A 21,825-nucleotide genomic window follows, 5' to 3' on the forward strand; every position below is an offset into this window, starting at 1 on the left:
ATGAAGAAGAAGGTCGGCGTCCTGGTTTCAGGCCGGGGCAGCAATCTCCAGGCCCTGCTCGACGCCTGCGCCGATCCCTCCTTTCCGGCCGAGATCGCCCTGGTGATTTCCAACGTGCCCGGGGTCTACGCCCTGGAGCGTGCCGCCAAGGCCGGGGTGCCGACCCTGACCATCCCGCACAAGGGCTTCCCCTCTCGCGAGGCCTTCGATGCCGAGATGGACAAGGCCTTGCGCGCCGCCGGGATCGAGATCGTCTGTCTGGCCGGGTTCATGCGTCTGCTGTCCACGCCCTTCGCCGAGGGCTGGCGCGGCCGCATGATCAACATCCATCCCGCCCTGCTGCCCTCGTTCAAGGGGCTGCACACCCATGCCCGCGCCATCGAGGCCGGGGTCAAGCTGCACGGCTGCACCGTCCACCTGGTGACGCCGGAGTTGGACGACGGCCCCATCCTGGTGCAGAAGGCCGTGCCGGTCCTGGCCCAGGACGACGAGGACAGCCTGGCCGCACGCGTGCTGGAACAGGAGCACAAGGCCTACCCCGAAGCCCTGCGCCTGCTGGCCGAGGGCCGGGTAGTGGTCGAGGGCAACCGCGCCCTGATCCGTGATGCCTGAGCTTGCCAAGCCGGAGACCATCCTGGTCTATGTGGGCCTGGATGCCGTAGGCGATGGGCTGATCAAACTGCCTTTCGTCCGGAGCTTGCGCGCCACCTTTCCCGCCGCCCGCATTACCTGGATGTCGGGCAAAGGACCGACGGTGTTCGAGGATATCCTGGCGCCGCTGGTCACCGGCCTGATCGACGAGATCCTGCCTTTCACCCGCATCGGCGAGCGCCCCCTGGAACTGGTGGGCCGGCGTCCCCTGCCCGGCCGGTCGTTCGACCTGATCATCGACACCCAGCGGCGCGGCCTGACCACCCTGATCCTCAGACGCATCCGCCACCGCCGCTTCATCTCGGCCACCGCCGGCTTTCTGGTCTCGGACGGCAAGCCCGCCGACGCCACCCGGCCGGCGTCCATGATCGGTCAATTGATGCAATTGGCCGAGGCGGCGGCGGGCCAGCCCGTGGCGGAAGCCTCGCCCCTGCCGCGCGATCCCTCCATCGAGGCCGAGGCCGAACGTCTGCTTCCCGCTGGTCCGCGCTACGTGGGCCTGGCCCCCGGGGCCGGCGGACGATGGAAATGCTGGCCGCTGGAGCGCTACATCGCCCTGGCCGCCGGACTGAAGGATGCGGTACCGGTCTTCCTGCTGGGACCGGCCGAGGCCAGCGACTGGGCTCCCACCATCCGCGCCGCCCTGCCCCATGCCCTGCTTCCGCTGCAGCAGGCCTCGGCATTGACCCCCATGCTGACCATCGCCCTGGGACGCCGGCTGGCGGCGGCGGTGGCCAATGACAGCGGCACCGGCCACATGCTCGGCGCCGCCGATATTCCCCTGGTGTCGCTGTTCGGCCCGACGCCAGCCGACAAATTCGCGCCGCATACCCGCCGTGCCGCCATACTGCGCGCCCAGGATTTCGGCGGGGAGGCCATGGACGCCATCCCCCTGCCGGCGGTGGCCGACGCCCTGGGGCAGTTGTTGCTTTGACCGGGCCGGACGCCCGGTCTACCATACCTTCGCAATCCCAACATCGAGCTTAAGTCATGAATATCAAGGACCACATCCGCGGCGTTCCCGACTTCCCCAAGCCGGGCATCCTGTTCTACGACATCTCGACCTTGCTGGCCCATCCCGATGCCTGGCAGGTGGCCATGGGCCGCATGGCCCGCGAGATCATCAAGTTCCAGCCTGACGTGCTGGCCGGCATCGATTCGCGCGGATTCCTGGTGGCGGCGCCGCTGGCGCTGAAGCTGGGCTGCGGCTTCGTCATGCTGCGCAAGAAGGGCAAGCTGCCGGGCGAGACCATCCGCCACGACTACGCCCTGGAATACGGCACCGACACCATCGAGATTCAGAAGGGCGCCATCGAGGAAGGCAAGCGGGTGGTGATCCTCGACGATCTGCTGGCCACCGGCGGCACCATGGCGGCCGGCGTCGAGCTGCTGCGCAAGATCGGCGCCCATGTCACCGGCGCGGGAACCATCATCGATCTGGCCTTCCTGCCCGGCAAGCAGCGGCTCAAGGAGCTGGACGTCCCCTTCACCTGCCTCGCCTCCTACGACGAGTAGGAGCGGATCATGCCTTTCGCGGGGCTTGAGACTGCCTTGGCCGGCATGGCCGTGGGAGCAGCGGCGACGCTGCTCGCCATGCGCCGGTGGCGGCGGCTCGGGTCTTCCGCGGACGGGTCCTATGCGCTCGAATCCCAGCGCCAGTTACTGGAAGCGCTGGGCAACAGCCGCGACGGCGTGGCGCTTTACGACAAGACCAACCGGCTGATCACCTGCAACGAGCGCTATCGCCAGTTGCTGTCGCCCATCAAGGAGTCCCTCGTTCCCGGCGCCCGCTTCGAGGACCTGATGGCCGAACTGGCGAATCTCGAGCACATGGACGCGGCCTGGCTGGGGCGCAAGCTGTCGGGGGGCGGGCTCACCGACGCCACCGCCAGCGACGACAAGTTCCGCGACGGGCAATGGATCACCGTCAACGCCTATGCCACCCTGGATGGCGGGCAATTGCGCATCCTGCGCGACATCACCCAGCGCAAGCAGGCCCAGATTTCCCTGGAAGACACCGTCTCCTGGCTCAAGGGGGTGATGGACACGGTGGTGGACGGCATCGTCACCATCGATGAGACAGGGACGGTTCTGAGCTTCAACCCCGCCGCCGAAAAGCTGTTCGGCTGGAGCGCGGACCAAGTGGTGGGCCGCCATGTGGGCATGCTGATTTCCGATCCGCGCCAGGACGGCCGGGGGGCCGGCTTTCCAGCCTATCTGGCCAACGGCTTTCCCGAAGCCGGCCCGGGCGGGCGCGAGGTCGAGGGCCTGCGCCGCAACGGCACGCGCTTTCCCATGGAATTGGCGGTCGCCGAGATGCATCAGGGCGACATGCTCACCTTCATCGGCGTGATCCGCGATGTCAGCGAGCGCCGAAAGAACGAGCTCGCCCTGCTGGACAGCAAGAACCGCCTCAGCCTTCAGGCCGACCGGCTGCAGGGAATCATCGACAACATGCCTCAAGGCGTGGCGGTGTTCGCCTCCGATGACGCCCTGATCGCGCTCAACGAATCGGCCGTCCGCATGCTGGGCCTGCCCCAGGCGGAAATCACGCCGGGCACCATCGACATCTCGCTGTTCATGGCCCTGCTGGCCGCCAACGACACGCCGCCGGGACGGCATTCCGCCCAATTGACCGCCGATCTGGCCGAAAGCGTCCGCGAGCGGCCGGAAATGGTCTTCGAGCATTTCGCGCCCAGCGGCCTGATCATGGAAGTGCGCTCCTCCTCCATGCCGGGGGGAGGGCTGATTCTCTCGTTCACCGACGTCACCGACCGCAAGCGGGTGGAGCAGACGCTGCGCGAAGCCAAGGACGAGGCCGAGCGCGGCAACCGGGCCAAGAACACCTTCCTGGCCAATATCAGCCACGAATTGCGGACACCGCTCAACGCCATCATCGGCTTCTCGGAAATGATGAAGCACGAGATTTTCGGGCCGCTGGAGCCGGCCAGCTACCGCACCTATGTGGACGACATCCACGAAAGCGGCATGCACCTGCTGGAGTTGATCAACGACATTCTGGACATGTCCAAGGCCGAGGCCGGCATGACCGACCTGATGGAAGCGGCGGTGCATGTTCCCGACCTGGTCCGGGGAGCGATCCGGCTGCTGACCCGCCGGGCCGAAAATGCCGGCATCACGCTGTCGGAAGACCTGCCGCCCACCCTGCCGTTGCTGCTGGCCGATGAGCGGCGGCTGCGGCAGGTCATCCTGAATCTGGGCTCCAACGCGGTGAAGTTCACCGATGACGGCGGAGCGGTAACCATCGGCGCCAAGGTGACCGAGGCGGGCTTCATCATCACCGTGGCCGATACCGGCATCGGCATGACGCCGGAAGAATTGCTGCGGGTGATGGAACCCTTCGTTCAGGCCGATACCCGGCTATCGCGCAAATACGAGGGCAGCGGCCTCGGCCTGCCCCTGGCCAAGGCCCTGATCTGCGCCCATGGCGGCACGCTCCACCTGGACAGCCAGCCCGGCCGCGGCACCGTCGCCACGGTGACCTTCCCGCCATCACGCATCATCGACCGGGACGCCGCAGGCGCCGATATCTGACGGCGGGTGCCGCACTAAAGCCGCCGCCCCAGTTCCATCTTGGGACAGCGATCCATCACCACATCGAGTCCCGCCGCCCCGGCCCGCTGGGCAGCCTCCTCGTTGATCACGCCCTGCTGCATCCACACCACCTTGGCGCCGATGACGATGGCCTCGTCGGTCACCGCACCGGCCGCCTCGGAGGTCCGGAAGATGTCCACCATATCCACAGGAAATGGGATGGAGGCTAGATCGCCGTATACGGTCTCGCCCAGAATCTCCTGGCCAGCCAGCCCCGGATTGACCGGCACGATGCGGTAGCCGTGATCTTGCAGATAGGCGGCAACATAATGACTGGGGCGTGCGGGATTGTTGCTGAATCCCACCACGGCGATGGTACGGACTGTCTTCAAGATGCGATCGATCAGTTCTTCGGCACCCGACACGGCATCCTCCATGCTTCTTCGCCGATAACTATAGCGGCCTTGCCGCCTTTGGCCAGCCTTCCTAAAGTGAGCGCCACACCAGGGGAGAGGCGCGGCATGGACATCTCAATTCACGGCAAGGCGGTCTTCGCCGCCACCTTCGGCGCCGGTGACGCCCCCACGGTGGTGCTGGTGCATGGTGCCGGCGGCAGCCACCGGACCTGGAGCGGCATCGCCGAGACCATTGCCGCCAAGGGCTTTCGCGTGGTGGCTCCCGATCTGCCCGGCCACGGAGCCTCCGCTGGTCCGGCACTGGCGAGTATCTGCGCCCAGGCCGACTGGCTGAGCGATTTCATGGCCGCCGCCGGGATCGGCCGGGCGGCTCTGGCCGGTCATTCAATGGGCGCGCTGGCCGCGCTGGACTGCGCCGCCCGCCATCCCGCCAAGGTAAGTTCCCTGCTCCTGCTGGGCGCCGCCGCCGCCATGCCGGTCAACCAGGCCCTGCTGGACATGGCCCTGGCCGACCCGCCCGCCGCCGCCGCCCTGATCGCCAAGTGGAGCTTCGCCAAGGAGCCGCCTCCCGCCCCCGCCCTGCTGGTTGGAACCGCCGCCGACCTCGCCGCCAGCCCACCGGGCGTGCTGCATGCCGATCTGGCCGCCTGCAATCGCTACGACGAGGGCGCAGCCATGGCCGACCTGGTCGCGTGCCCAGCCACGGTCATCATCGGTGGCCAAGATCGCATGTCGCCGCCCGAAGCCGGCCGCGCCCTTGCCGGATTGCTGCGGCATGGCCGCGTCGCCGAACTGGGGTCAGCCGGCCACATGATGATGGCCGAGCACCCCGAAGCCACCACGTCAGCCATGGTTGACGCCCTTGATCCCAGCCTGGACCCCACCGATTGGGACGCATTGCGCGCCCAGGCCCACCGCATGTTGGATCAAAGCCTGGACTTCATCCGGGACATCCGCCAAGGCCCGGTATGGCGCCCCATGCCGCCCGAAGTGCGACAGGCCTTCGACGCCGCCCTCCCCCGGGCGGGCCAGGCGCTGACTGCTATCGATGCCGAGTTCCGCAGCCTGGTGGAGCCCTTCGGGTCCGGCAACCTCCATCCCGGCTTCATGGGCTGGGTCCAGGGGGCGGGCACGGTGGAGGGCATGCTGGCCGAGATGCTGGCCGGCGGCCTCAACGCCAATCTGGGCGGCCGCGACCATGCCCCCATCGAGGTCGAGCGGCAGGTCCTGCGCTGGATGCGCGCCCTGTTCCATTATCCCGAAGGCGCCAGCGGCCTGTTCGTCACCGGAGCCTCCATGGCCAATTTCCTGGCTGTGCTGGTGGCCCGCACCAAGGCCCTGGGCACCGATATCCGCCGGACCGGGATGAGTGGCGGCGAAGGCCTGACCGCCTATGCCTCCCGGGCGGCCCATGGCTGCATCCCCCAGGCCTTCGAATTGAGCGGCCTGGGCTCGGCTTCCCTCCGCCTGCTGCCCACCGATTCCCGCCACCGCCTGGACCTGGACGCCCTGCGCCGGGCCGTCGCCGCCGACCGCGCCGCCGGGCGCCGGCCCTTCATGGTCATCGGCAGCGCGGGCACGGTGGACGTGGGCGCCGTCGATGATCTGGCGGCCCTGGCCGACACCGCGGCAGCCGAGAATTTGTGGTTCCATGTGGACGGCGCCCTGGGCGCCCTGGGCGCAATGTCAGCCGAGTTGACGCCTTTGCTGGCCGGCATCGAGCGCTCGGATTCCATCGCATTCGACTTTCACAAATGGGGACAAGTCCCTTATGACGCTGGCTTTTTTCTGGCTCGGGACGGAGAGGTCCACCGGGCGGCCTTTGCCTCTCCCGCCGCCTACCTGCGTCGCGAGACGCGAGGGCTGGCGGCGGGATCGCCCTGGCCCTGCGATTACGGCCCCGACCTCTCCCGCGGCTTTCGCGCCCTGAAGACCTGGGTGACCCTGAAGGCCCACGGCATGGATGCCCTGGGCGCCGCCATGGCCCGCTGCTGCCGGGTGGCCCGCCACCTCGCCGCCCGCGTCGAAGCCGAGCCCGACCTGGAACTGCTGGCCCCCGTGGCGCTCAACATCGTCTGCTTTCACCGTCCCGGCGCGGACTCAGACCGCATCGTCGCCGAGCTTCAGGAAGCCGGCATCGCCGCGCCGTCAACCACCTCCATCGGGGGAACGCAAGCCATTCGCGCCGCTATCGTCAACCACCGCACCCGGGAAGACGACGTCAACCGCATGGTTGATGCCGTCCTGGCCGTGTCAGCGAAGTAATGCTTAACCTTTTCGGGATAGTCTTGACTGTCCCATAGCCCAAGGAAATGCCGTGACATCAGGACAGGACAGGCCTTGGCCCCCCGAATCCATGGGGATGGCCCGGCTGACCACCATGGCCTTCCATGGCGAGAACATGGTGCCGCCCGCCATCGAACTGCTGAAGCGAAGCGAGGCCGATTCCACGGATTCCGCCGCGCTGCTCGACCTCGCCACCATCCACTTCCTGCTGGGGCATGAGGACGCCGGACAGGCCTACCAGGACCGCGCCCTGGCCCAGGACCAGGTCTACCGCGACCATTCGGACAGCGCGACCGAGGACGGGGTGAAGCTTCTGGCCTTCGCCGCGCCGGGCAACCTGATGTCCAACGTGCCCATCCAGTTCCTGATCGAGGGGTCGGAGATCCAACTGGACGTGCTGTACGTGGTGCCGGGCATGGACCTGCCCGAGCGGGTGCCCGCCCATGACATGGCCATGGTCATCGCCGGCGAGTCCGATCCCAACCGCGAGATCCTCGAGCGCATCGCCGCCTTCGCCGACCTGTGGCCCTGCCCGCCGGTACTCAACGACCCGCGCAAGGTGCTGCAATTGTCCCGTGACGGGGTCAGCACCCTGCTGGCCGGCGCCAAGGGAATCCGCATTCCCGCCACCACCCGGATCGATCCCGAGACCCTGGCCCGCCTGGGCCGCGGCGAGGTGACGCTGACCGAGCTGCTGCCCGACGGCACCTTCCCCATCATCGCCCGGCCGCTGGATTCCCATGCCGGCAAAGGGTTGGCCAAGCTGGACGCCCCATCGAGCATCGCCTTGTACCTGGCCGCCCAGCCGGCCGAGGGCTATTACCTGTCCAGCTTCGTGGACTACCGCGGCGCCGACGGCCTGTTCCGCAAGTACCGCATCGCCATGATCGACGGGAAGCCCTTCGTCTGCCACATGGCGGTATCCAGCCACTGGATGATCCACTACCTCAACGCCGACATGCGCGAAAGCGCAGAGAAGCGCGCCGAGGAAGCCCGGGCCTTCGCCTCGTTCGACGAGGACTTCGCCGCCCGTCACGCCGAGGCCTTCGCCGCCATGGCCGAGCGCATCGGGCTCGACTACTTCGCCATGGATTGCGCCGAGACGCCGGACGGCGAACTGCTGGTGTTCGAGGCCGATACCGCCATGATCGTCCACGCCATGGACCCGCCCGAAATCTTTCCCTACAAGGCCCCGCAGATGCGCCGCATCTTCCAGGCCTTCCAGGACATGCTGCGGCGGATCAAGCGGGCCAAGCAGGACTAGCCCCCATGGCCTGGGACCCGACCCAGCCCACCGACCTGCTGCTGACCACCGGCGGCGACGAGCGTCTGCTGGTCGATCCTGAAAGTGGGCTGAACCGCTATGGCTGCTCGCCCCGCCCCCGGCCCTGGGCCATCACCTTCGCCTCGACCACCGCCACCTCGGTGTCGGACGGCGCCTTCACCCATGTGGAGGGCCTGCGTCGCCGCCTGGCCGAGGCCGCCCAGGCCGGCCGGCTGGACGAGGAATACGCGGCCGCCATGGAAGAGGTGCGCGGCGAAATCCCCCGCCAGTGCGGCACGGTGCCGGGAACCGAGGCCATTCTGACGCCCTCGGGTACCGACGCCGAGTTCTACGCCCTGCATCTGGCCCTGGCCGCCGACCGGCGCCCGCTGACCAGCATCGTCATCGCGCCGCGCGAGACCGCCAGCAACGTGCTGCAGGCCGCGTCGGGGCGCCATTACAATGCCACCACCGCCATGGGGCACCATGTGGATGTCAACCAGCCGGTGGACGCCGCCACCGCCGCCCGGGTGGAGCTGGCCATCCTCCAGGTACGTGACGATTCCGGCACTCCGCTGCCCATGGACAAGCTCAACCGGGCGGCCGAAGAGCTGGTCGAGCGCGAGGTGGCGCGGGGGCGCCGCGTGCTGCTTCACCTGCTCGATACGTCGAAGACCGGCCTGGTCGCCCCGGGCGTCGACTTCACCTTCGCCCTGGCCAAGCGCTTTGCCGGCCACCTGGACGTGGTGGTGGACGCCTCGCAGCTGCGCCTATCCAAGGACAGCGTCGCCCGCTATCTCGGCCACGGCTTCATGGTGATCATCACCGGCTCGAAATTCTTTACCGGCCCGCCCTTCGCCGGCGCCTTGCTGGTGCCGCCCTGCGTCGGCGGGCGCGTCCAGTTGGGCCAGGCCGCCCTGCCCGAGGGCTACAACGCCTATACCGAGCGCCATTGCTGGCCCGATTCCTGGGAGACCTGGTGCCGTCCCATGGGGGGCGACGCCAATATGGGCCTGCTGATGCGCTGGTGGGCGGCTCTGTGGGAAATGGCCGCCTTCCACGCCGTGCCGCCGGCCGAGGCCCGGCGCATTCTCGAACGCTTCCTGGGCGCCATCCGCGCCGCCATCGAGGCCTCGCCCCGCCTGCGGCTGCTGCCTTGTCCGCCGCCCGAGCGCGGCGTGCCGGGGTCGTGGGATGGGCTGGCCACCATCCTCACCTTCGCCGCCACGCCGCCCAAGGCCAGGGCGCCGCTGGGCATGGAGGATCTGCGCCGCCTCCATGTCTGGCTCAACCGCGACGTCTCGGCCCTGCTGCCGCCCAAGGCCCGCGAGCGCGACCGCCGCCTGGCCGCCCTGGCCTGCCACATCGGCCAGCCGGTGATGGTGGGCGAGACTCTGAGCGGCCTGCGGCTGGCGGCCGGGGCCCGGCTGGTGTCGGGCGCCCGCCAAGCCATGACCATCGGCCGCTCGGTGGAGGCCTTCCTGGACATGGAAATAGCCGAGGCCAAGCTGGTGCTGGCCAAGCTGGACATGCTGCTGCGCCACTGGCGGCACCTGGTGTCGGCGGCCTGATCGGCAGACTTTGCCGGGTCCGCCGCCCACGCCTCCCAACAAAATCGTTTATAATCAATGCAATAATAAATGGCATGACTGTTGCTTTGGTGCCTTGCAAGGATTTCACCTCAGTGGGCGCGCCAGCGCCCCGGAGCACAGGCCATGAGCACCAACGCCGTTTCCGCCCTGCCGACCGCCCTTGCCGGATTGCTGAAGCAATACGCCAACCCCACCCAGAAGGGCGACGGCACCACAAGCACGGCGACATCAACCCCGGCGGCGGCCAGCCCGCTCAGCCTGGGGCGTGACGAGGCCTTTTCCCTGTCGCTGGGCTCGGCCCAAAGCGGCGCCGCCATGGTGGGCTATACCCGGCTCGCCACCCTGGGCTCCCAGGTGGAGTCAGAGTTGCAGGCGGTGGCGGCCCAGACCTCGGAACCCGGCAGCGCCGGCTCGGTCCAGGTGGAGGTCAGCCAGTTGGCCCAACCCCAGACCCTGGTCACCTCGCTGTTCGGCGATCCGGATTCCGTGTCGCTGGGTACCGGCAGCCTCAGCGTCCAGATGGGCGCGGTGGATGCCGAGACCGGCACCTTCACCCCTCAGGGCACCCCCGCCACCATCGCCATTGCCGGCGGTTCGCTCAACGACATCGCCAAGTCCATCAATGACGCGGGCATCGGGCTTTCCGCCAAGGTCGTCGAGTCCGGCGGCGGCTTCGAGCTGGAGATCAGCGGCAAGGACACCGGCGCCGGCAAGGCCTTTTCCCTGTCCGGGCTGCCGGAACTGGAGTTCGATCCGTCCCGCCCCGCCGCCTCCCCGCTGACGCCCACCTCCGAGGCGGCCGATGCCCATTACAGCATCGATGGCACCGACTTCACCTGGCCCGCCAACACCAACGTGCCGGTGGCGTTCGGCACCACGACTAGCTTCAGCGCGACGGGCTCGCTCAGCGTGCCCCGTTCCGGGGTGACCGACACCGTCCAGAAGATGATGAAGTCCTTCAACGGATTGCAGCAGGCCATCGTCGAGATGACCGGAGACAAGGGCCAGCTGGCGGCCAATGCCAATCTCGCCGCCGGCATGTTCAAGCGCATCGGCGACGCCGCCATGGCCCAGTATCAGACCGGCGGCGACGTCTCGACCCTGGCCGAGATCGGCATCGATGTGCAGAAGGACGGCACGCTTTCCGTCGACCAGTCCATCCTGGCCCAGGCCCTGTCCAAGGACCCCGCCTCGGTGCAATCGCTGATCGCCCAGGCGGCCAAGGGCATGGACGATGCCATCCGGCCCTATCTGGGCTCCAAGGGCGCCCTCACCTCCCAGGTTTCGATCCTGGGCTCCCTGATGGGACGCGGCGCCAGCCTGCTCGACTATCTCGGCGGCGGAAGCAGCGCCTCCACCGGCCTGGCGGGCGGCGCCACCAGTCTGCTCTCCGCCCTCTCCTGAACCATGAACACCAACGCCCCCCTTCCTCGCGCCGGGAAGGGGGGCGTCGTCATGTGAGGCCGGTTACTTGCCGGCCGGAGCGACCGGGGTCGCCGGAGTGGCGGGCGTCGCGGGCATCGCCGGAGTGGCGGGCGTCGCCGGGGTGGCGGCGTGCTCACCCTTCTTGACCTGCTTCTTCGCTTCCTTCTTGGCCTCCTTCTTGGCGTGAGCGGCGTCGCTCTTGCCCTTTTCCACCGTGGTGGCGGCCCCGCCGGTCGCATCCTTGGTGGCACTGGTCGCGGCGGGAGCGGCAACGGTGGGGGCCGCACTGCCCTGAGCCAGGGCCGCCACCGGGATCAGCGAGGCGGCGACGAGGGCGGCGGCGAAGAAACGGGTGGCACGCATGGGAAAATTCCTTTTCTGCATCTCGTTCCGAAGGCCATCATGGCGCGTTCGGTAGGGATAATGTCGTCCCGGCCCGTGGCGAAATAAGGGACGAATTGTGATTCTTTCAGGGCAAATCACGGCAGTTGCGCCATAATCGGCGTGGTGCCATGGTGCGTGCTCAACCCCGATCCAGCGAGGCCCGCCATTTCCCGCGATTCCTGCCGTCTCTACCTGATCACGCCGCCGGTGATCGAAAAGCCCTTCGAATGGGTATCCACCCTGGAAGCCGCCCTGGATGCGGGCGACGTCGCCTGCCTGCAGATCCGCCTGAAGGGGCTAGAGGACGATGCCCTGGCCCGCATCGTCGATGTGCTGCGCCCCCCCGCCCAGCGGCGCGGCGTGGCGGTGCTGCTCAACGACCGCCCCGATCTGGCCTTCGAGACCGGGTGCGACGGCGTGCACGTGGGACAGACCGACGCCTCGTACAAGGCGGCACGCCAGGCGGTCGGCCCCGAAGGGATCGTCGGAATCACCTGCCACGATTCCCGCCATCTGGCCATGGAAGCCGGTGAGGCCGGGGCCGATTACGTGGCCTTCGGCGCCTTCTTCCCCACCGAGACCAAGGAGGCGCCCACCCGCGCCGAGATCGAGCTTCTGGAATGGTGGCATGGCTTGTTCACCGTTCCCTGCGTCGCCATCGGCGGCATTACGGTGGAGAACTGCCGCCCCCTGGTGACGGCGGGCGCCGATTTCCTGGCGGTGTCGGGCGGCGTGTGGAACCACCCCGAAGGTCCCGAGGCGGCGGTGCGCGCCTTTGCCAAAATCTGCGCCGACGGAGGCTGAGGTGAAGCGGGTCTGTGTCTTCTGCGGCTCCAATTCCGGCGCCAATCCGGCTTATGCCAAGGCGGCGGCCCAATTGGGCCGCCTGCTGGCCGAACGGGGCCAGGTTCTGGTCTATGGCGGCGGCAATGTGGGCCTGATGGGCGTGGTGGCCGATGCTGCCCTGGCGGCCGGTGGCCAAGTGATCGGCGTGATCCCCGAATCCATGTTGAAATGGGAAGTGGGCCACCCTGATCTCACCGAGCTCAGGGTCGTGGCCAGCATGCACGAGCGCAAGGCGGCCATGGCCGATCTGGCCGATGCCTTCATCGCCCTGCCCGGCGGCATCGGTACGCTGGAGGAATTGTTCGAGATCTGGACCTGGGGCCAGTTGGGCCTGCACGCCAAGCCCCTGGGCTTCCTGGACGTGGCGGGCTATTTCGAGCGGCTGCACGCCTTCCTCGATCACATGGCCGCCGAGGGCTTCGTCAAGGCCCGGCACCGGGAGATGGTGGCGGTGCACAACGACCCCGCCATCCTGCTTGCCCTGCTCGACAGCTACCGCCCGCCGGAGACCATTCGCGTCATCGACCGCGAGACGGCGTGAAAGGCTGCTTGACAGGTCCGGCGGCGCGCCATATAAAGCGGCCCTCCTCGGGAGCGCATGATGCTTCCGCCGCAATGGAAATGGGCGATTAGCTCAGCGGGAGAGCACTCCCTTCACACGGGAGGGGTCGCAAGTTCAATCCTTGCATCGCCCACCATTTCCACCCTTTCAAACATCGTCGCACGACTTCACCGCCTCGCCGCACGCCCGGATGCGGCGCAGCCGTTCCTCGTCCGAGGCATCGGCGGGAATGCGGCATAAGTCGGCGAAGCCCTGGCGGGTCCCGCGCCGCCCTCCCCAGGCAAGCGGCAGGCGCGGCAGGCCGAGAGGCGAGGCCAGACTTTCCAGCCAGCGCTCGAACAGGCGCAGGCTGGCGCCATAGGCCAGCTCCGACAGGCGGGCCAGATCGGCACCGGGGGGAATTGCAAAGCTCTCCACGTCGCAGATGGTGCCGTCATCCGCCCGCGCGGCCATCTCGTGCAAGGTGGCGCCATACCGTGTGGCGCCGTCATAAAGTGCGAAGCTGACCGGAGCCCAGCCGGGATAGTCCGGCGGGCCGGGATGGATGTTGTAGGCGCCGTGCCCCAAGCCCGCCAGCACGGCGGCCGGCACGATTTCGGGAAACAGGAAGGCCACCAGGCGGGCCGTGGCCAGGTCAACGGGCAGATCGATCACCGAGGCAATTTCCACCACCCGCAGATCCGGCGCGGCATAGCGCAGCATGCCGGCCAGAACCGGGCGTTCGGCCTCTCCCGCCAGCAAAAGAATGGTATCAAGCATGGGCCGTCAATCCATGGGACTCCGCCTTCATGCTAACCTGCCCGTGGAATCCGTCAAACGGCGTGTGCCAAGCTTGACGCGCCGAAGCCGCCTCTGCATTCTTCCGGCCTGGATTTCCTGCAGGCGTGACGCCGATGTTCCTTCTGATCGATAACTACGACAGCTTCACCTACAACCTCTGGCATTACCTGGGTGAACTGGGGGCCGAGGTGGTGGTTAAGCGCAACGATGCGGTCACCGTCGATCAGGTTCTGGGCCTGCGGCCCCAGGGCATCGTCATCTCGCCCGGCCCCTGCGATCCCGACCGTGCGGGCATCTGCCTGGAGCTGATCGAGCGCGCCGCCGGCACCATTCCGCTGTTCGGCGTCTGCCTGGGCCATCAGGCCATCGGCCAGGCCTTCGGCGGCAAGGTGGTGCGCGCCCCCAAGCCCATGCACGGCAAGGTCGACACCATCACCCACGACGATACCGGCGTGTTCCAGGGGCTGCCCAGCCCGTTCCGCGCCACCCGCTACCACTCGCTGGTGGTGGAGCGCGAGAGCTTCCCCGACTGCCTGCACGTCTCGGCGTGGACGGCCGACGGGCTGGTCATGGGCCTCGCCCACAAGGAACTCCCCATCTGGGGCGTGCAGTTCCATCCCGAAAGCATCGAGACCGAGCACGGCCACGCCATGCTGCGCAATTTCATCGACTTCACCAAATCCAAGACCGGACAGGCCGCCTGATGAGCACCGCTCCCGTTACCCTCGCCCTGATGAAGGAAATCCTCGGCCGCGTCGCCGTCGGCGCCAGCCTGTCCGAGACCCAGGCCGAGGAAGTCTTCGAGATCATCATGTCGGGCGACGCCACCCCGGCCCAGATCGGCGGCCTGCTGTTGGGGCTGCGCGTCCGGGGCGAGACGGTGGAGGAAATCACCGGCGCGGCCCGCATCATGCGCGCCAAGGCCCTGAAGATCGAAGCTCCGCCCGGCTCCGTCGACATCGTCGGCACCGGCGGCGATGAAGCCGGGACCTTCAACATCTCCACCGCCGCCTCCTTCGTGGTCGCCGCCTGCGGCGTGCCGGTGGCCAAGCACGGCAACCGGGCGGTATCGTCCAAATCGGGCGCCTCGGACGTGCTGACCGCCTTGGGCGTCAACATCGATGCCGATTTCGCCCTGGTGCACGAGACCCTGTGGGAGAACAAGGTCGGCTTCCTGATGGCGCCGCGCCACCACAACGCCATGCGCCACGTCGCCGGTCCGCGCGGCGAGCTGGGCACCCGGACCATCTTCAACCTGCTGGGACCGCTGTCCAACCCGGCCGGCACCACCCGCCAGGTAGTCGGCGTCTTTGCCGAGCGCTGGGTCGAGCCGCTGGCCCGCGTGCTGGGCCGCCTGGGCGCCGAGCATGCCTGGGTGGTGCACGGCACCGACGGGCTGGACGAACTGACCACCACGGGGCCGACCCGGGTGGCCGAGTACAAGGGGGGCGAGGTCCGCCTGTTCTCGGTGACGCCGGAGGAAGTGGGGCTGAAGCGCGCCGCTCCCGCCGACCTCAAGGGTGGCGATTCCGCCACCAATGCCGCCGCGATGAAAGCGCTCCTCAAGGGGGAACAGGGCGCCTATCGCGATATCGTCGTCCTCAACGCCGCCGCCGCATTGGTGGTGGCGGGCAAGGTCGACACTCTGGGCGACGGTGCCCGCGCGGCGGAACAGGCCATCGATCGGGGCGAGGCCGAAGCCGTCCTTCACCGCATGATCGCCATCACCAACCGGACATCCTAGACGCCATGAACGCCACCCCGACCATCCTCGACCGCATCTGCTCCGAAAAGCGCAAGCAGGTCGCCGAGCAGAAGAGCCGCCGCCCCATCCAGGAGCTGCTGAAGCGTGCCCAGGACCAGGCGCCGCCCCGCGGCTTCGCCGCCTCGCTGGACCGCAAGGTCGCCGAGATCGGCTGGGGCCTGATCACCGAGATCAAGAAGGCCTCGCCCTCCGCCGGCATCATCCGCGCCGACTTCAAGCCGGAATTCCTGGCGCGGGCCTACCAGCGCGGCGGCGCCGCCTGCCTGTCCGTCCTGACCGACCAGAAGTTCTTCCAGGGCACCGACGCCGATCTGGGCGCGGCGCGTTCGGCCTGCGACATTCCGGTGCTGCGCAAGGATTTCATGGTCGATCCCTACCAGATCGTCGAGGCCCGCGCCCTGGGGGCCGACTGCATCTTGCTGATCGTCGCCTCGCTGACCGATGCCGAGCTCAGCCAGATGGAGGACATCGCCCTGGGCTACGGCATGGACGTGCTGATCGAAGTCCATGACGAGGCCGAGCTGGAGCGGGCGCTGAAGCTCAAGTCTCCCCTGATCGGCATCAACAACCGCGACCTCAGGATCATGAAGACCGACCTCGCCACCACCGAGCGTCTGGTCCCGCTGATCCCCGCCGGCAAGGTGGTGGTGTCGGAAAGCGGCCTGGAAGGCCCCGGCGATCTGCGCCGCATGGCGGCGGTGGGCGTCAAGCGCTTCCTGATCGGCGAGGCCCTGATGCGCCGCCCCGACGTGGAGCAGGCGGTCAAGGTGCTGCTGGCCGGCGCCGGTCCGGCCACCTGATGGGCGCCCCCGCGAGCGGAGATGGGCTTACCCATTTCGACGGCGACGGCAATGCCGTCATGGTTGACGTCTCGGCCAAGGCCGAGACCGCCCGCGTGGCGGTGGCCCGCGGTTCGGTGGTCATGGCCCCCGCGACCCTGGCGCTGATCGCCGGGCGCGGCATGAAGAAGGGCGACGTGCTGAGCGTCGCCCAACTGGCCGGCATCATGGGAGCCAAGCGCACCCCCGAGCTGATTCCGCTGTGCCATCCGCTGGCCCTGTCCTCGGTGGGAGTCGAGCTCAGCCTTGATCCCCAGGCCTGTGCCGTCCATATCGAAGCCACCTGCAAGCTGGTGGGACGCACCGGCGTCGAGATGGAGGCCCTGACCGCCGTCTCGGTGGCGGCGCTGACCGTCTACGACATGTGCAAGGCGGTGGACAAGGCCATGCGCATCGAGAACATCCGCCTGATTCACAAATCTGGCGGCAAATCCGGCATCTACGAGGCCAAGGAATGATCTCCGTCGAGGTTGCGCGCGAATCCCTGCTGGCCGGCATCAAGCCGGTGGGAACCGAGGTGATCGCCCTGTCTCAGGCCACGGGACGCATCCTGGCCGAGGATCTGACGGCCCGGGTCTCTCACCCGCCGGTGGCGGTGTCGGCCATGGACGGCTATGCCGCCCGCGCCGAGGATCTGGCCCAGGTGCCGCGCAGGCTGGACGTCGTCGGCCAGTCCGCCGCCGGGGCGGCCTTCGCCGGCACGGTCCAGCCGGGGCAGTGCATCCGCATCTTTACCGGCGCGCCGGTGCCCGAGGGCGCCGACGTGGTCATCATGCAGGAGAACACCCGCCGGGATGGCGACCGGGTAGAGATCCTGACCGGCGCCCCCTCGGGACGCCATGTGCGTCCGGCGGGTCTCGACTTCAGCATCGGCGACATGCTGATTCCGGCGGGAACCATCATGGGCGGCCGCACCATCGGTCTGGCGGCGGCCATGAATGTTCCCAACCTGCTGGTGCGCAGGAAGCCCCGCATCGCCATCCTGTCCACCGGCGACGAGATCGTCCTGCCCGGCGACCAGCCGGGACCCGCCCAGATCGTCGGCTCCAACGGGCCGGGTCTGGCCGCCATGGTCACCGCGCTGGGGGCCGAGGCCATCCATCTCGGCATCGCCAGAGACACCCGGGAATCGCTGGATTCCATGATCAGGGCCGCCGCCGGCGCCGACATGCTGGTCACCACCGGCGGAGCCTCGGTGGGCGATTACGATCTGGTGCAGGATGCCCTGAAGGATGCCGGCATGAATCTCGGCTTCTACAAGGTCGCCATGCGGCCGGGCAAGCCGCTGATGTTCGGCGACATGAAAGGCGTTCCCGTTCTCGGCCTGCCGGGCAATCCGGTCTCGGCCATGGTTTGCGCCATCATCTTCCTGGAACCGGCCATCCGGGCGCTGACCGGACGGTCCACCGTCACTCAGGCCATCAATGCGCTGCTGGGCCGCGACCTGCCACCCAATGACGAGCGGATGGAGTTCATGCGCGGCACCCTGGAACGTACCGACGACGGTCTGGTGGTGGCCCTGCCCTTCGAGCAGCAGGACAGCGCCGTGATGTCCGGCCTGGCCCGCGCCACCTGCCTGGTGGTGCGCGCCCCCCATGCCCCGACCGCCCAGATGGGCGACATGGTGCAGGTCATCCCCCTGCCCGCCACCCTGTAGAGGCGCGGGCGCGCCGCCCGCCCCCCCGCCTATCCCAAGGGAAACAAAACGGAATCATCCGTGAAAAATCCGCTTGACCACACCAGGGAACACGAATAGAACAAAAGCAGATGGTTTGTTCTTTGTTCCCGGAACAGACTCACGCAGGGGGAAACCGCGATGCTGACCCGCAAGCAATACGAACTGTTGATGTTCATCGACGAACGGCTTCGCGCCACCGGCATCTCCCCCTCGTTCGACGAGATGAAGGACGCGCTGGATCTCAAGTCCAAGTCGGGTATCCATCGCCTGATCACCGGGCTGGAGGAACGCGGCTTCATCCGCCGCCTCGCCCACCGCGCCCGCGCCCTGGAAGTGGTCCGCCTGCCGGAAAACCGCAACGACCAGACCCTGCCGCCGCCGGCCAAGGCCTTCGCCCCCAACGTGATCAAGGGCGGATTCGCCGCGTCGCAACTGGCCGGGGCGCCGGTGGCCGGTCCGTCCGATTCCGTCACCTTGCCCCTTTACGGCAAGATCGCCGCCGGCACGCCCATCGAGGCGCTGCGCGATCACTCCAACTCCGTCGATATTCCCGCCTCCATGCTGGGCAGCGGCAACCACTACGCCCTGACCGTGGACGGCGATTCCATGATCGAAGCCGGCATCAACGACGGCGACACCGTGGTGATCCGCTCGTGCGACAGCGCCGAGACCGGCACCATCGTGGTCGCCCTGGTGGACGATACCGAGGTCACCTTGAAGCGCCTGCGCCGCAAGGGCACGTCGGTGGCCCTGGAACCCGCCAACAAGGCCTACGAGACCCGCGTCCTGCCCCCCGACCGGGTCAAGGTCCAGGGTCGGCTGGTCGGCCTGCTCCGGAGGTACTGAAATGGGAAGCTCTCGCCCGCTTCGCTTCGGCTTCGCCGCCGACGGCACCCTGGCCGAGGACGGCCGCGCCGAGATGAGCGTCACCTACCTGACCCGCCTGTCGCGCTCCAAGGCCGAAGCCGATGCGCGGCGCCGCTTTGATGAATGGTCCCGGCTGGCCAGCCCCATCGCCCGCCGCTGGGGCGCCGATCAGGTGGTGCTGGGGTAACTTCAGAGTTTTTCGCACTGAAGCTGAATCGGAAAGTCGAAAAACTCTTAAGCCCGAGCGGCGCTTGAGCCCTGAAAAAGCGGAGCTTTTTCGTATATATACAGAATCCTGGAGTGCTGCAGCTTGAAGCTGATGCACTCCTGTGGGCTCAGCCCACGCCCGCAAAGGGCCTGAGGCCCTTTGATCCCCTTCGGTTGTTCGAGAAATGCAAAGCCCCCCGGACCATTTGATCCGGGGGGCTTTGTCCGCAGCCGATCCTACTTGCCGAACAGGCCCTTGACCGCATTGCCGGCGTCGCCGGGGACCAGGGCCTTGGCCTTGTCGCCGACGCCACCCAGCAGATTGCCGAAGCTGGTGGCCGATTTCAGCGCGCCGTTGACCAGGGAATCCATCACCTTCTGGGCCACCTGGGCCGACGAGGCGCCGCCCGAATCCTTGCCGATATTGGTGAGCACGATGTCGGCCAGCTTGGCGGTGCCCTCGGCGCCGGGGATGCCGCCCGCCGCCAGCTTGACCTGACCGCCGGTGATGGCTAGGCGCTCGATCACCAGCTTCTTCTCCTCGTCCTTGTCCTTGGAGGCGGGCTTGGCGGGTTCCGCCTTGGCGCCGGCCTGCTTGGCGGTGAAGGCCTTCACGTTCTTCTGGATGACGTCGATATTGCTGCCGCCCGAAGCCATCTCATAGGCCACGAAAGGCGAGGCCACGGTGATGTCCTTGACCACCACCGGATTCTTGTTGAGCGAGCCGGTATCCAGCGCCAGGGCGATTTCCCCCAGGCGGATGGCCGGATCGGAGGAGAAGCCGGGCGGATTGGCCACGGTCAGGCCAGAGATGGAGCCCTTGCCCTCGGACAGGGAGATCTTCACCGCCCCCACCGAGACCTTCACCCCGGTCACCTGCGAACCCACGTCCTCGATGACCTTCTTGACGATGGTATCCAGCGACGACAGCAGGAACACCGCCGCACCGATGACCACCGTCACCAGAACACCGGCACCAATAAGCAGCTTACGCATGGAGAGCCCCCGACCTGCGATTGAAGAGCGATCAGTGTGGGCCGGTGAACGGAGAATGTCGAGGGAGTGTCGCGTGACACTCCCTCGATCATGCCGGCACTACATCTGCGACAGCGAGCCGCGCAGCTTGAAGCGCTGGATCTTGCCGGTGGCGGTCTTGGGGAGCGCCTCGACGAATTCGATCCAGCGGGGATACTTGTAGGGCGCCAGCTTGGCTTTGACATAGGCCTGAAGCTGCTCTTTCAGCACCTCCGAGCCGGTCTCGCCGGGGGCCAGCACCACGAAGGCCTTGGGCTTGACCAGACCTTCCGAATCGGCCTCACCCACCACGGCGGCTTCCAGCACCATTTCGTGGGAGATCAGGGCGGCCTCCACCTCGAAGGGCGACACCCAGATGCCGCCGACCTTCAGCATGTCGTCGCCGCGCCCGGCGTAGCGGTAATAGCCGTCATCATCGACAAAGTACTTGTCGCCGGTATGGGTCCATTCGCCGCGGAAGGTCTTCAGCGACTTCTCGCGCTGGTTCCAATAGGCGGTGGCCGAGGAGGGGCCGCGCACCACCAGCTCGCCCATCTCGCCCTGGGGCAGTTCGTGGCCGTCATCGGCGACGATCTTGAGGTCGTAGCCCGGCACCGCCTTGCCCGAGGTGCCGTAGCGGACCTCGCCATGGCGGTTGGACAGGAAGATGTGCAGCATCTCGGTGGAGCCCAGGCCGTCCAGGATGGCGGCGCCGAAGCGCTCCTCCCAGCGGCGGCCCACATCCTCGGGCAGGGCCTCGCCGGCCGAGACGCAGGCGCGCAGGCGGGTCGACGCGGTCTCCCGCCTGTACTGGGGATCGGCCAGGATGGTGCCGTACAGGGTGGGCACGCCGTAGAAGATGGTGGGCTGGTGGTCCTTGAGGATCTTCATCACCGCCTCGGGGGTGGGACGATCCTTGAGCAGCACCGAGGTGGCGCCCACATGCAGCGAGAAGGTCATGCCGTTGCCCAGGCCGTAGGCGAAGAACAGCTTGGCCGCCGAGAAGGTGACGTCGTCCTCGGTGATGCCCAGCACCTGCTGACCGTAATGCACGGCGGTGGCCGGCAGGTCGCGCTGCAGGTGGACCGCCCCCTTGGGCGCCCCGGTGGAGCCCGAGGAATAAAGCCAGAAGGCCACGTCGTCGCGGGTGGTCTCGGCGGTCTTCAGCTTGGGCTCGGCCGCCGCCATCATGTCGGACAGCAGCGTGTGGCCATGGGCGTTCTTGCCCGAGATGACCACGTGCTCCAGCAAGGGCAGATCGGGGAGGATGGGCTCGACCTTGTCGAACAGTTCCTCGCTGATCACCAGGACGCGGGCGCGGGAATCCGACAGCATGTAGCCGTAATCGCCGGTGGTCAGCAGGGTGTTCAGCGGGATGGGCACGATGCCGGCCTTGATGGCGCCCCAGAACACCGAGGGAAAGTCCACGGTGTCGAGCATGATCATGGCGATCCGGTTCTCCATGTGGAGCCCCAGGGATTTCAGCGCGTTGCCCGCCCGGTTCACCTTCTCGCCCAGTTGGGCGTAGGTGTGGCTGCCGTCGGCATCGATGAAGGCGACCTTGGCGGACCGGCCGTCCTTGATGTGGCGATCGATGAACCAGGTCGCGGCGTTATAGTCGCGCGGAATGTCGAGCGCATGCTCGGACGAGGCGTTGAGGGACGTCATGACGTAAACTCCTTCCTCCTTAAGCG

Annotated in this window: 22 protein-coding genes and 1 tRNA gene; 18 read left to right on the top strand and 5 right to left on the bottom strand. The window is 67.7% G+C overall.

Going from position 1 to position 21,825, the window contains the following annotated elements; translation table 11 throughout:
- The 4 genes from purN to AMB_RS14350 are packed head-to-tail and all read left to right on the top strand — an operon-like array spanning nt 1 to nt 4,206.
- Complete coding sequence (purN, locus tag AMB_RS14335; protein ID WP_011385224.1) at nt 1-612, top strand: phosphoribosylglycinamide formyltransferase; 612 nt, start codon at nt 1-3, stop codon at nt 610-612.
- Nucleotides 605-1,585: a glycosyltransferase family 9 protein gene (locus AMB_RS14340; protein ID WP_011385225.1), complete on the top strand. Its 981-nt coding sequence runs from the start codon at nt 605-607 to the stop codon at nt 1,583-1,585. The genes purN and AMB_RS14340 overlap by 8 nt, the downstream gene beginning before the upstream one ends.
- 56 nt (nt 1,586-1,641) lie before the next feature.
- On the top strand, nt 1,642-2,166 hold the full coding sequence (locus tag AMB_RS14345) for an adenine phosphoribosyltransferase (RefSeq protein WP_011385226.1): 525 nt from the start codon (nt 1,642-1,644) through the stop codon (nt 2,164-2,166).
- Between the two features lie 9 nt (nt 2,167-2,175).
- Nucleotides 2,176-4,206: a sensor histidine kinase gene (locus tag AMB_RS14350; protein WP_011385227.1), complete on the top strand. Its 2,031-nt coding sequence runs from the start codon at nt 2,176-2,178 to the stop codon at nt 4,204-4,206.
- Between the two features lie 14 nt (nt 4,207-4,220).
- On the opposite strand, the gene AMB_RS14355 is transcribed toward AMB_RS14350, so the two are convergent.
- Nucleotides 4,221-4,631, bottom strand: a complete 411-nt coding sequence (locus AMB_RS14355; RefSeq protein WP_148207422.1) for a CoA-binding protein — start codon at nt 4,629-4,631, stop codon at nt 4,221-4,223.
- Between the two features lie 96 nt (nt 4,632-4,727).
- Here AMB_RS14355 and AMB_RS14360 point away from each other — a divergent pair, with 96 nt between their 5' ends.
- From AMB_RS14360 to fliD, 4 genes are all read left to right on the top strand, one after another.
- Complete coding sequence (locus tag AMB_RS14360; RefSeq protein WP_011385229.1) at nt 4,728-6,887, top strand: alpha/beta fold hydrolase; 2,160 nt, start codon at nt 4,728-4,730, stop codon at nt 6,885-6,887.
- 97 nt (nt 6,888-6,984) lie between these two features.
- Nucleotides 6,985-8,172: an ATP-grasp domain-containing protein gene (locus AMB_RS14365; protein WP_231848849.1), complete on the top strand. Its 1,188-nt coding sequence runs from the start codon at nt 6,985-6,987 to the stop codon at nt 8,170-8,172.
- Between the two features lie 5 nt (nt 8,173-8,177).
- Nucleotides 8,178-9,743 carry a hypothetical protein gene (locus AMB_RS14370; RefSeq protein ID WP_011385231.1) on the top strand — a complete coding sequence of 522 codons (1,566 nt, stop codon included), beginning with the start codon at nt 8,178-8,180 and terminating at the stop codon, nt 9,741-9,743.
- Nucleotides 9,744-9,887: 144 nt separating this feature from the next.
- Nucleotides 9,888-11,168 (top strand): flagellar filament capping protein FliD, encoded by a 1,281-nt coding sequence (gene fliD, locus AMB_RS14375; protein WP_043744622.1) that lies wholly within the window; start codon nt 9,888-9,890, stop codon nt 11,166-11,168.
- A 63-nt stretch (nt 11,169-11,231) separates the two neighbouring features.
- Here the strand turns inward: fliD and AMB_RS14380 are convergent, their stop codons facing one another.
- Entirely contained in the window at nt 11,232-11,552 is a 321-nt protein-coding gene (locus AMB_RS14380) for a hypothetical protein (protein WP_050750725.1), read from the bottom strand.
- Between the two features lie 156 nt (nt 11,553-11,708).
- Here AMB_RS14380 and thiE point away from each other — a divergent pair, with 156 nt between their 5' ends.
- The 3 genes from thiE to AMB_RS14395 all read left to right on the top strand — a co-directional run bounded on the left by thiE (nt 11,709) and on the right by AMB_RS14395 (nt 13,117).
- Nucleotides 11,709-12,377 carry a thiamine phosphate synthase gene (gene thiE / locus AMB_RS14385; protein WP_231848850.1) on the top strand — a complete coding sequence of 223 codons (669 nt, stop codon included), beginning with the start codon at nt 11,709-11,711 and terminating at the stop codon, nt 12,375-12,377.
- Nucleotide 12,378: 1 nt separating this feature from the next.
- Nucleotides 12,379-12,960, top strand: coding sequence for a TIGR00730 family Rossman fold protein (locus AMB_RS14390; RefSeq protein WP_011385236.1), 582 nt, complete (start codon nt 12,379-12,381; stop codon nt 12,958-12,960).
- An 82-nt stretch (nt 12,961-13,042) separates the two neighbouring features.
- Nucleotides 13,043-13,117: transfer RNA gene (locus tag AMB_RS14395), tRNA-Val, on the top strand.
- A gap of 11 nt (nt 13,118-13,128) precedes the next feature.
- Here the strand turns inward: AMB_RS14395 and AMB_RS14400 are convergent.
- Nucleotides 13,129-13,740, bottom strand: coding sequence for a formyltransferase family protein (locus tag AMB_RS14400; RefSeq protein WP_011385237.1), 612 nt, complete (start codon nt 13,738-13,740; stop codon nt 13,129-13,131).
- 134 nt (nt 13,741-13,874) lie between these two features.
- Here AMB_RS14400 and AMB_RS14405 point away from each other — a divergent pair, with 134 nt between their 5' ends.
- The 7 genes from AMB_RS14405 to AMB_RS14435 all read left to right on the top strand — a co-directional run bounded on the left by AMB_RS14405 (nt 13,875) and on the right by AMB_RS14435 (nt 19,097).
- A complete protein-coding gene (locus AMB_RS14405; protein WP_011385238.1) occupies nt 13,875-14,465 on the top strand; it encodes an anthranilate synthase component II in 591 nt (196 codons plus the stop codon).
- Complete coding sequence (gene trpD, locus AMB_RS14410) at nt 14,465-15,505, top strand: anthranilate phosphoribosyltransferase (RefSeq protein ID WP_011385239.1); 1,041 nt, start codon at nt 14,465-14,467, stop codon at nt 15,503-15,505. The genes AMB_RS14405 and trpD overlap by 1 nt, the downstream gene beginning before the upstream one ends.
- Before the next feature lie 5 nt (nt 15,506-15,510).
- Nucleotides 15,511-16,326: an indole-3-glycerol phosphate synthase TrpC gene (trpC, locus tag AMB_RS14415; RefSeq protein WP_011385240.1), complete on the top strand. Its 816-nt coding sequence runs from the start codon at nt 15,511-15,513 to the stop codon at nt 16,324-16,326.
- The gene (gene moaC, locus AMB_RS14420) at nt 16,326-16,823 is read left to right on the top strand and encodes a cyclic pyranopterin monophosphate synthase MoaC (RefSeq protein ID WP_011385241.1); all 498 of its coding nucleotides are present in this window, start codon (nt 16,326-16,328) and stop codon (nt 16,821-16,823) included. Before trpC ends, moaC begins: the two co-directional genes overlap by 1 nt.
- Entirely contained in the window at nt 16,820-18,022 is a 1,203-nt protein-coding gene (gene glp, locus AMB_RS14425; protein WP_011385242.1) for a molybdopterin molybdotransferase MoeA, read from the top strand. The genes moaC and glp overlap by 4 nt, the downstream gene beginning before the upstream one ends.
- A gap of 159 nt (nt 18,023-18,181) precedes the next feature.
- Nucleotides 18,182-18,889: a transcriptional repressor LexA gene (gene lexA / locus AMB_RS14430; RefSeq protein ID WP_011385243.1), complete on the top strand. Its 708-nt coding sequence runs from the start codon at nt 18,182-18,184 to the stop codon at nt 18,887-18,889.
- 1 nt (nt 18,890) lies between these two features.
- On the top strand, nt 18,891-19,097 hold the full coding sequence (locus AMB_RS14435; RefSeq protein ID WP_011385244.1) for a hypothetical protein: 207 nt from the start codon (nt 18,891-18,893) through the stop codon (nt 19,095-19,097).
- Between the two features lie 257 nt (nt 19,098-19,354).
- On the opposite strand, the gene AMB_RS14440 is transcribed toward AMB_RS14435, so the two are convergent.
- Together AMB_RS14440 and AMB_RS14445 are read right to left on the bottom strand one after the other, a co-directional pair.
- Nucleotides 19,355-20,113 (bottom strand): hypothetical protein, encoded by a 759-nt coding sequence (locus AMB_RS14440; protein ID WP_011385245.1) that lies wholly within the window; start codon nt 20,111-20,113, stop codon nt 19,355-19,357.
- A 99-nt stretch (nt 20,114-20,212) separates the two neighbouring features.
- On the bottom strand, nt 20,213-21,799 hold the full coding sequence (locus AMB_RS14445) for a benzoate-CoA ligase family protein (RefSeq protein ID WP_011385246.1): 1,587 nt from the start codon (nt 21,797-21,799) through the stop codon (nt 20,213-20,215).
- Nucleotides 21,800-21,825: the final 26 nt, after the last annotated feature.

It is taken from the genome of Paramagnetospirillum magneticum AMB-1 (assembly GCF_000009985.1).
In the GTDB taxonomy this organism is placed as follows: Bacteria; Pseudomonadota; Alphaproteobacteria; order Rhodospirillales; family Magnetospirillaceae; genus Phaeospirillum; species Phaeospirillum magneticum.

What these genes read in the sequence shown, in the direction of transcription:
- AMB_RS14435 (WP_011385244.1), top strand. Translation starts at nt 18,891, where the DNA reads ATGGGAAGCTCTCGCCCGCTTCGCTTCGGCTTCGCCGCCGACGGCACC.
- trpC (WP_011385240.1), top strand. Translation starts at nt 15,511, where the DNA reads ATGAACGCCACCCCGACCATCCTCGACCGCATCTGCTCCGAAAAGCGC.
- AMB_RS14365 (WP_231848849.1), top strand. Translation starts at nt 6,985, where the DNA reads ATGGCCCGGCTGACCACCATGGCCTTCCATGGCGAGAACATGGTGCCG.
- AMB_RS14445 (WP_011385246.1), bottom strand. Translation starts at nt 21,799, where the DNA reads ATGACGTCCCTCAACGCCTCGTCCGAGCATGCGCTCGACATTCCGCGC.
- AMB_RS14440 (WP_011385245.1), bottom strand. Translation starts at nt 20,113, where the DNA reads ATGCGTAAGCTGCTTATTGGTGCCGGTGTTCTGGTGACGGTGGTCATC.
- AMB_RS14405 (WP_011385238.1), top strand. Translation starts at nt 13,875, where the DNA reads ATGTTCCTTCTGATCGATAACTACGACAGCTTCACCTACAACCTCTGG.
- fliD (WP_043744622.1), top strand. Translation starts at nt 9,888, where the DNA reads ATGAGCACCAACGCCGTTTCCGCCCTGCCGACCGCCCTTGCCGGATTG.
- AMB_RS14360 (WP_011385229.1), top strand. Translation starts at nt 4,728, where the DNA reads ATGGACATCTCAATTCACGGCAAGGCGGTCTTCGCCGCCACCTTCGGC.
- AMB_RS14380 (WP_050750725.1), bottom strand. Translation starts at nt 11,552, where the DNA reads ATGCGTGCCACCCGTTTCTTCGCCGCCGCCCTCGTCGCCGCCTCGCTG.
- glp (WP_011385242.1), top strand. Translation starts at nt 16,820, where the DNA reads ATGATCTCCGTCGAGGTTGCGCGCGAATCCCTGCTGGCCGGCATCAAG.
- AMB_RS14400 (WP_011385237.1), bottom strand. Translation starts at nt 13,740, where the DNA reads ATGCTTGATACCATTCTTTTGCTGGCGGGAGAGGCCGAACGCCCGGTT.
- AMB_RS14345 (WP_011385226.1), top strand. Translation starts at nt 1,642, where the DNA reads ATGAATATCAAGGACCACATCCGCGGCGTTCCCGACTTCCCCAAGCCG.
- purN (WP_011385224.1), top strand. Translation starts at nt 1, where the DNA reads ATGAAGAAGAAGGTCGGCGTCCTGGTTTCAGGCCGGGGCAGCAATCTC.
- trpD (WP_011385239.1), top strand. Translation starts at nt 14,465, where the DNA reads ATGAGCACCGCTCCCGTTACCCTCGCCCTGATGAAGGAAATCCTCGGC.
- moaC (WP_011385241.1), top strand. Translation starts at nt 16,326, where the DNA reads ATGGGCGCCCCCGCGAGCGGAGATGGGCTTACCCATTTCGACGGCGAC.
- AMB_RS14340 (WP_011385225.1), top strand. Translation starts at nt 605, where the DNA reads ATGCCTGAGCTTGCCAAGCCGGAGACCATCCTGGTCTATGTGGGCCTG.
- lexA (WP_011385243.1), top strand. Translation starts at nt 18,182, where the DNA reads ATGCTGACCCGCAAGCAATACGAACTGTTGATGTTCATCGACGAACGG.
- AMB_RS14370 (WP_011385231.1), top strand. Translation starts at nt 8,178, where the DNA reads ATGGCCTGGGACCCGACCCAGCCCACCGACCTGCTGCTGACCACCGGC.
- AMB_RS14350 (WP_011385227.1), top strand. Translation starts at nt 2,176, where the DNA reads ATGCCTTTCGCGGGGCTTGAGACTGCCTTGGCCGGCATGGCCGTGGGA.